5 protein-coding genes, 5 tRNA genes and 1 riboswitch are annotated in these 6073 nt (G+C 69.9%); of the genes, 4 read left to right on the plus strand and 6 right to left on the minus strand.

Annotation, left to right across the window (positions count from 1 at the left end; all coding sequences use genetic code 11):
• Positions 1-22: 22 nt before the first annotated feature.
• Positions 23-169, minus strand: a riboswitch (FMN riboswitch).
• Positions 170-251: 82 nt separating this feature from the next.
• The 6 genes from rpe to AC5RW2_RS21855 form a co-directional block, all read right to left on the minus strand.
• Entirely contained in the window at positions 252-920 is a 669-nt protein-coding gene (gene rpe, locus AC5RW2_RS21830) for a ribulose-phosphate 3-epimerase (RefSeq protein WP_493999579.1), read from the minus strand.
• A 59-nt stretch (positions 921-979) separates the two neighbouring features.
• Complete coding sequence (locus AC5RW2_RS21835; protein ID WP_494074540.1) at positions 980-2530, minus strand: RsmB/NOP family class I SAM-dependent RNA methyltransferase; 1551 nt, start codon at positions 2528-2530, stop codon at positions 980-982.
• Positions 2527-3456, minus strand: a complete 930-nt coding sequence (gene fmt, locus AC5RW2_RS21840) for a methionyl-tRNA formyltransferase (protein WP_494074545.1) — start codon at positions 3454-3456, stop codon at positions 2527-2529. Before fmt ends, AC5RW2_RS21835 begins: the two co-directional genes overlap by 4 nt.
• Positions 3457-3473: 17 nt before the next feature.
• Positions 3474-4070 carry a peptide deformylase gene (gene def / locus AC5RW2_RS21845; protein WP_494074541.1) on the minus strand — a complete coding sequence of 199 codons (597 nt, stop codon included), beginning with the start codon at positions 4068-4070 and terminating at the stop codon, positions 3474-3476.
• 58 nt (positions 4071-4128) lie between these two features.
• Positions 4129-5001, minus strand: a complete 873-nt coding sequence (locus tag AC5RW2_RS21850) for a cytochrome (protein ID WP_493999576.1) — start codon at positions 4999-5001, stop codon at positions 4129-4131.
• 133 nt (positions 5002-5134) lie between these two features.
• Positions 5135-5209, minus strand: a tRNA-Val gene (locus tag AC5RW2_RS21855).
• 343 nt (positions 5210-5552) lie between these two features.
• On the opposite strand from AC5RW2_RS21855, the gene AC5RW2_RS21860 reads away from it, so the two are divergent.
• The 4 genes from AC5RW2_RS21860 to AC5RW2_RS21875 all read left to right on the plus strand — a co-directional run bounded on the left by AC5RW2_RS21860 (position 5553) and on the right by AC5RW2_RS21875 (position 5981).
• Positions 5553-5626 (plus strand) — tRNA-Gly (locus AC5RW2_RS21860).
• 61 nt (positions 5627-5687) lie between these two features.
• Positions 5688-5758 (plus strand) — tRNA-Cys (locus AC5RW2_RS21865).
• A gap of 39 nt (positions 5759-5797) precedes the next feature.
• Positions 5798-5869: transfer RNA gene (locus tag AC5RW2_RS21870), tRNA-Val, on the plus strand.
• A gap of 38 nt (positions 5870-5907) precedes the next feature.
• A tRNA-Gly gene (locus AC5RW2_RS21875) sits at positions 5908-5981 on the plus strand.
• Positions 5982-6073: the final 92 nt, after the last annotated feature.

Here is a 6073-nt window from a genome sequence, read left to right on the forward strand (position 1 = left end):
GGTGGCCCCATGGCTGCCACCTGTACGTGCTTCTCCCATCCAGACTTTAACTGTCGGTACCGGAATTCCACCGGTTCAACCGCTGCGTGAAGTTCCGGGCGGAACTCTCGGCAGCGGGTCGCGGACTATAACCGCCGGTTCGGACTTACACCGACCCCGGAGCACGTTTGTGTTTGCGTAACTATGCTCTCACAACTGCCCCGTGACACCTTCCATTCCCGTCACAACCTGTAACACCGGTCACAGGGGCCTCAGGAATCGGGCTGCCGGCCGGCCGCGGCCCGCAGCGAGGCGATGGCCTGCTCCGGATCGGCCTTGCCGTACACGGCGGATCCGGCCACGAAGACGGTAGCGCCGGCCTCGGCGGCCCGCACGATGGTGTCCTCGGTGACGCCCCCGTCCACCTGGATCGCCACGGGCAGCCCCGAACCCGCCACGGCGCGGGCGGCCTTGCGGATCTTGGGCAGCGTGACGTCCAGGAAAGACTGCCCGCCGAAGCCCGGCTCGACCGTCATGATCAGCAGGAGGTCCATCTCCGGGAGCAAATCCAGATAGGGCTCGACGGCGGTGGCCGGCTTCAGCGCCATGCCCGCCTTGGCCCCGCGGGACCTCAGCTCCCTGGCCAGCCGGACCGGGGCGGCCGCCGCTTCCACATGGAAGGTCACGGATTCGATCCCCGACTCGGCATATGCCGGCGCCCAGCGGTCCGGGTCGGCAATCATCAGGTGCGCGTCCAGGGGCAGGGTGCTGACTTCCCGGATTCGCTGCACCACCGGCAGCCCGATTGTCAGGTTCGGCACGAAATGGTTGTCCATCACGTCCACGTGCACGGCATCGGCGGTACTGATGCGCCGCAGTTCGGCTTCGAGGTTGACGAAATCGGCCGAGAGGATGCTGGGGTTGATGCAGCACTGTGCCATCGGATGCTTGCCTGCCTGTCTGTCTGTGTGTGTCGAGGGATGTGGGAACCGGTGTTGACCTAATTGGTTCGGCGGAGCAGCGCCATGAACATGGCATCGGTGCCGTGCCGGTGCGGCCACAGCTGCGCCGTCGTCCCGCCGGCCCGGCCCACGGCGTCGCCGCCGGGTTGCCCTGCTTCCAAGTGCCCGGGGAGGCTGACCCCGTCGAGGACGGAGGAGGTGTCCAGCAGTTCCACCCCGGGGTTCCGGCGCAGCAGGTCGGCGACCACCGCCGTCGTCTCCGCGGGGTGTGGGGAGCACGTCACGTAGGCGATCAGGCCGCCCGGCTTTGCGGCGGCCACGGCCGCGCCGAGCAGTTCGCGCTGCAGCGGCCCCAACTGCGCCACGTCGGAGGGCTTCCGGCGCCACCGCGACTCAGGGCGGCGGCGCAGAGCCCCCAACCCGGTGCAGGGAGCGTCCACCATGATCCGGTCGAACCGTCCGGCATACAGCTCGCCCACGTCGCGGCCGTCGCCGGTGCGGATCTCCCACACCCCGGCCGGTACCGGCGCCAAGGCCTTCCGGACCAGTTCGGCACGGTGTTCGGCCACCTCGTTGGCCAGCAGCGTGGCGCCCCGCTCGGCGGCCAGCGCGCCCAGCAGGGCGGCCTTGCCGCCGGGGCCGGCGCACAGATCCAGCCAGCGCTCGCCCGGCGTCACCGGCGCGGCGGCGGCCAAGGCCAGCGCTACGAGTTGGGAGCCGGCGTCCTGGACACGGGTGGTTCCGGCCCGCACGCTGGCCAGCCGGCCGAGGTCTCCGCCCGCATACAGGGCGGATCCAGCGACCAGTTCCCCGGGCTCCGCGCCGGCGTCGATCGCCTCGTCCAGCGAGCCCAGCCCGGGCAGCGCCACCAGGTTTACGACCGGCGCTGCGTTGTCGGCCGCCAGCAGGTCTTCCAATTCGTCCACGCGGCGTCCGTGCCCCGCCAGGGACTGCCGCAGGGCCCGCACCACCCATTCCGGATGGCTGTGTTCCAGAGCCGCCGCCTTGACCGGGTCGGTCTCCCCGGCTGTCAGCTCGGCGGTCCAGCCGTGCAGGTCGCGGGCGGTGACCTTGCGGAGGACGGCGTTGATCAGCGAGCCGGGGCCCGCGCCGATCACGGCGCGGGCCAGGCCGACGGTCTGGTCCAGGGCGGCGTGGGCCGGCACCCGCATGGCGAGCAGCTGGTGGGCGCCGAGGCGGAGCGCATCGAGGATCGCGGGGTCCAGCTGGTCCAGCGGCCGGTCCACGCAGCGGGCCAGGATGGCATCGTACGTGCCCAAACCGCGGAGGGCGCCGTAGGCCAGCTCGGTGGCGAAGCCGGCGTCGCGCTTGTCCAGCCGGTGTTTGCGGATGCTCGCAGGCAGCACCAGGTTCGCGTACGCGTCGTCCCGTTCCACCGCGCGGAGCACCTCGAAGGCCGCCAGCCGGGCCGGGTCGGCCGCCCGCGTCCGCTGCGACGGAGCCGACCGGGAGTACTGCCTGGTGCCGCCGCGGTTTCGCTCCCGCCCCGCAGCATCACGGCGGCCGGCCCCCTGGCCGCCGCCGCCTTGGCGTCCGCTGTTCCGGCTGCCTTCATTCCGGCCGCTCATTCGAAGTGCACGTCCTCACGCTGTCCGAGCCCGCGGGCCCAATCTGCTGCATCCATCATTTTCTTGCCCGCCGGCTGGACCCTGTCCAGCTCCACGGCATGGGAACCGGTGCCCACGAGCGCCGAGGCCGACGAGCCGCCGGACAGCCTCACGGCCCCGGGCGGCAGCCCGCGGTGCTCCGGCCGCAGGCGTACCGGGCCCAGCTTGAAGCGCTGCCCGTCGAGCATGGTCCAGGCACCGGGTTCGGGAGTGACGCCGTTGATGCGGCGGCGGATGGCCAGCGCCGGCTGCCGCCAATCAATGTGACCGTCCTCCAGGGACAGCTTGGGCGCGAGGCTGACGTCGCCGGACTGCGCCACCGCCACTGCTGTGCCCGCGCCAACGGCCGCCAGGGTTTGCGACAGCAGCACGGCGCCGCTGTGGGAGAGCCGCTCCAGCACCTCGCCGCTGGTGTCCGCGGGGCGCAACGCCTCGGTCAGGGTGCCGTACACCGGGCCCGTATCCAGCCCCTTCTCCAGTTGGAAGGTGGAGGCGCCGACGACGTCGTCGCCGTTGATGATGGCGTGCTGCACCGGCGCGGCGCCGCGCCACGCGGGCAGGAGTGAGAAGTGCAGGTTGATCCAGCCGTGTTCGGGTATGCCGAGCGCGGCCTCCGGGACGAGGCCGCCGTAGGCCACGATGGCCGCCACATCCGGGGCGGCTGCCCGGATGGCATCGGCCGCGGCCGATCCGATCCGGTTGGCCCGGATCACCGGCACGCCGAGTTCCGCGGCGCGGGCCGCCACCGGCGAGGCGGTCAGGACGCGTTTACGCCCTACCGGCGCGTCCTCCCGGGTGAGCACGGCAACGATCTCGAAGCCATCCCCGACGAGCCGGTCGAGGGAGGGCACGGCCACGCCGGGAGTGCCGGCGAAGAGGACCCGCAAGCGCCTGCCGCCGTCCGTCATGCCAGCGGCTGCCCGAAGGAACCCGTGCCCGCCGGGGCGGGCCCGCGGCTGAAGCCGGAGCCGACGTGGGCCGCGCGCTGGGCCTGGGTCTCGCCGGCCACTCCGTTGTATCCCGCGTTGCGGATGGAGCGCAGCGCGTTCTTCCGGTTCTCGCCGGTGAGGTGGTCGATGTAAAGGATTCCGTCCAGGTGGTCGGCCTCATGCTGGAAACAGCGGGCCAGCATCCCTTCGCCCTCGTACTCGACCGGGTTGCCGTGCAGGTCCTGGCCGGTGACTCGTGTCCAGCGGCGCCGGCGCACCGGGTAGCCGAGCGCGGGGATCGACAGGCATCCTTCGGCGACGTCGTCCTGGAAGTCGTCGCTGAGCTCGAGCACCGGGTTGACCACGTGGCCGCGCCGGCCGTCCACGCGGAAGGTGAAGACGCGCAGGCTCACGCCAACCTGCGGGGCGGCCAGCCCGGCGCCGTCGACGTCCTCCATGGTTTCGTCCATGTCCGCCACCAGCTTGGCCAGCTCCGGCCCGAACGCGGTGACCGTTTCCGCCTTGGTCCGCAGCACGGGGTCGCCGATAATCCGGATGCTCAGGATCGCCATGTAGTTCTTGTCCTCACTGTTGCCGCTTCAGTACGCTGCCGTTGGGTTCCGATCCAGTTTAGTGGGCCTGCTGGACCGCCTGCAGGGCCGCCGCAGGGGGCGGCGCGATCGGCAGCAGCGCCCGGCCCGCCTCGGCTACCTGCAGATGCGTTTCCCACGCCCGACGCAGCGAGCAGAAGCGGTACCAGTGCCATCGAAGCACCTCGGGGTTGGCGCGCATCGGCCGGACTTCCGTCTCACCGATCGCCACGCCCAGCAGCAGCGGATCGTCACCGTGCGCCCACGGCTCCCAGCTCCCCGTCGCGGCGTCGACCAGCGACTCCTGTGCCTTCATGCCGGCCACCAACTGCATGACCACCTTGTCGTTGAGCGCCTTGACCTGACCGTTGCGGTCCGTGCCCTTGGTCTTGAAGTCAATCAGGCAGGTGCGCCCCGCAATCCGGGCCACGAGATCCAGGGTGCCGGCGTATCCGACTTCCTGGTTCCAGACGGTGATCTCCGGGGCTATCGGCTCCACCCCGTAGAGCTGCCACCATTCGTCGAACCTGGCGGCGAAAGCCTCTTCGCCGTTGGCCTTGAGCGCCTCCCGGGCACCCGCAACGTCGTGCTCCCTGTCCAGCGCCCGCAGTGCCACCTGTTCGCAGTAAGCGTGGACGCGGTCCCCGCGCAGCGCGGCGGCATCCCGGTAGCGGTCGGCGGCCAGGGTCGCTTCCTTCGCCAGCGACCGCAGCCGCCCCGGGTCTCCGGCGGCCTCGGCCAGCCTGGCATCGGAGGCCAGGGAGGTGGCTGCCATGTGGGCGAACCAACCGTCCAGCGTGGTCGGCTCCTGCGCGATCACGGTGGTGATGGAGGGAACCGACGGCGGCTCCGAGGTGGAGCGCGCGTACATGCGGCCGTTGGCGGTGGCATGCGCAAGAAGTGGTGCAGTCATAAGGAAATCTTCTCAGGTTCCACTGACCGTTCCGGTCCGCAAGGCACAGGGCCGGCGCGACGGCGGCCGGCCCCGCGCCCGTTAACGAAACATCCCCGGCCAGGCGATGCTGCCTGGCCGGGGATGTTTTCCGTGGTGGGCGATACTGGGTTCGAACCAGTGACCTCTTCGGTGTGAACGAAGCGCGCTACCACTGCGCCAATCGCCCGGGCTTGCTGCCGGATGCGCCGGGCGCTTCCTGCAACGTCTAGAAATGCTAGCCCACCGAGGCGCTGAAACAAAAATCGCCCGGCCACTGCGCCTGGGCAGTTGTTACCTGTGTGGTCTTTGGGGCGGGCGAGGAACGGGACCGCGGGTGGGCCACGGAACGGGTCGGCGGGCCCGCCGCCGCGTCGATAGCCTCCGGGCCGACCGGCCCGCGTCGTTTCACCCGCCACAGCGTCGATTGGACGAAGCGGGAATCGTCCTATAGAGTTTTTACTCGTTGGAAATCACAGCGACGCCGCGAGCCGTTCGATGAAGGATCGCGGAAAAAGTGATGGAAAACTTTTGCGGACGTAGCTCAGCTGGCTAGAGCACCACCTTGCCAAGGTGGATGTCGCGGGTTCGAATCCCGTCGTCCGCTCGCAAGTCACTGTAACGTGCCAGCGTCGCTGGCCGGTCCTAGCGCAACTGCGAATAGGCACGGTGGGGTGGCCGAGAGGCGAGGCAGCGGCCTGCAAAGCCGTATACGCGGGTTCGAATCCCGTCCCCACCTCGTTTGCGGCGACACAGCAAACATCTCGTGAGAGATCACGGGCGATTGGCGCAGCGGTAGCGCGCTTCCCTGACACGGAAGAGGTCACTGGTTCGATCCCAGTATCGCCCACTGGAACGCAGTCCGGAGTGATCCGGAAACCGTTTCGCGCGGACGTAGCTCAGCTGGCTAGAGCACCACCTTGCCAAGGTGGATGTCGCGGGTTCGAATCCCGTCGTCCGCTCTCTTTTTCAGCGTTTTCTCCAGCGGCCCGCCTCGGGCACACCGGGGCGATTGGCGCAGCGGTAGCGCGCTTCCCTGACACGGAAGAGGTCA

The organism is Arthrobacter sp. B0316-1-20, from assembly GCF_059091865.1.

Bases quoted from the DNA above. Each gene is read 5' to 3' on its own strand.
- AC5RW2_RS21835 (WP_494074540.1), bottom strand. From the start codon at position 2,530: ATGAGCGGCCGGAATGAAGGCAGCCGGAACAGCGGACGCCAAGGCGGC.
- AC5RW2_RS21850 (WP_493999576.1), bottom strand. From the start codon at position 5,001: ATGACTGCACCACTTCTTGCGCATGCCACCGCCAACGGCCGCATGTAC.
- rpe (WP_493999579.1), bottom strand. From the start codon at position 920: ATGGCACAGTGCTGCATCAACCCCAGCATCCTCTCGGCCGATTTCGTC.
- def (WP_494074541.1), bottom strand. From the start codon at position 4,070: ATGGCGATCCTGAGCATCCGGATTATCGGCGACCCCGTGCTGCGGACC.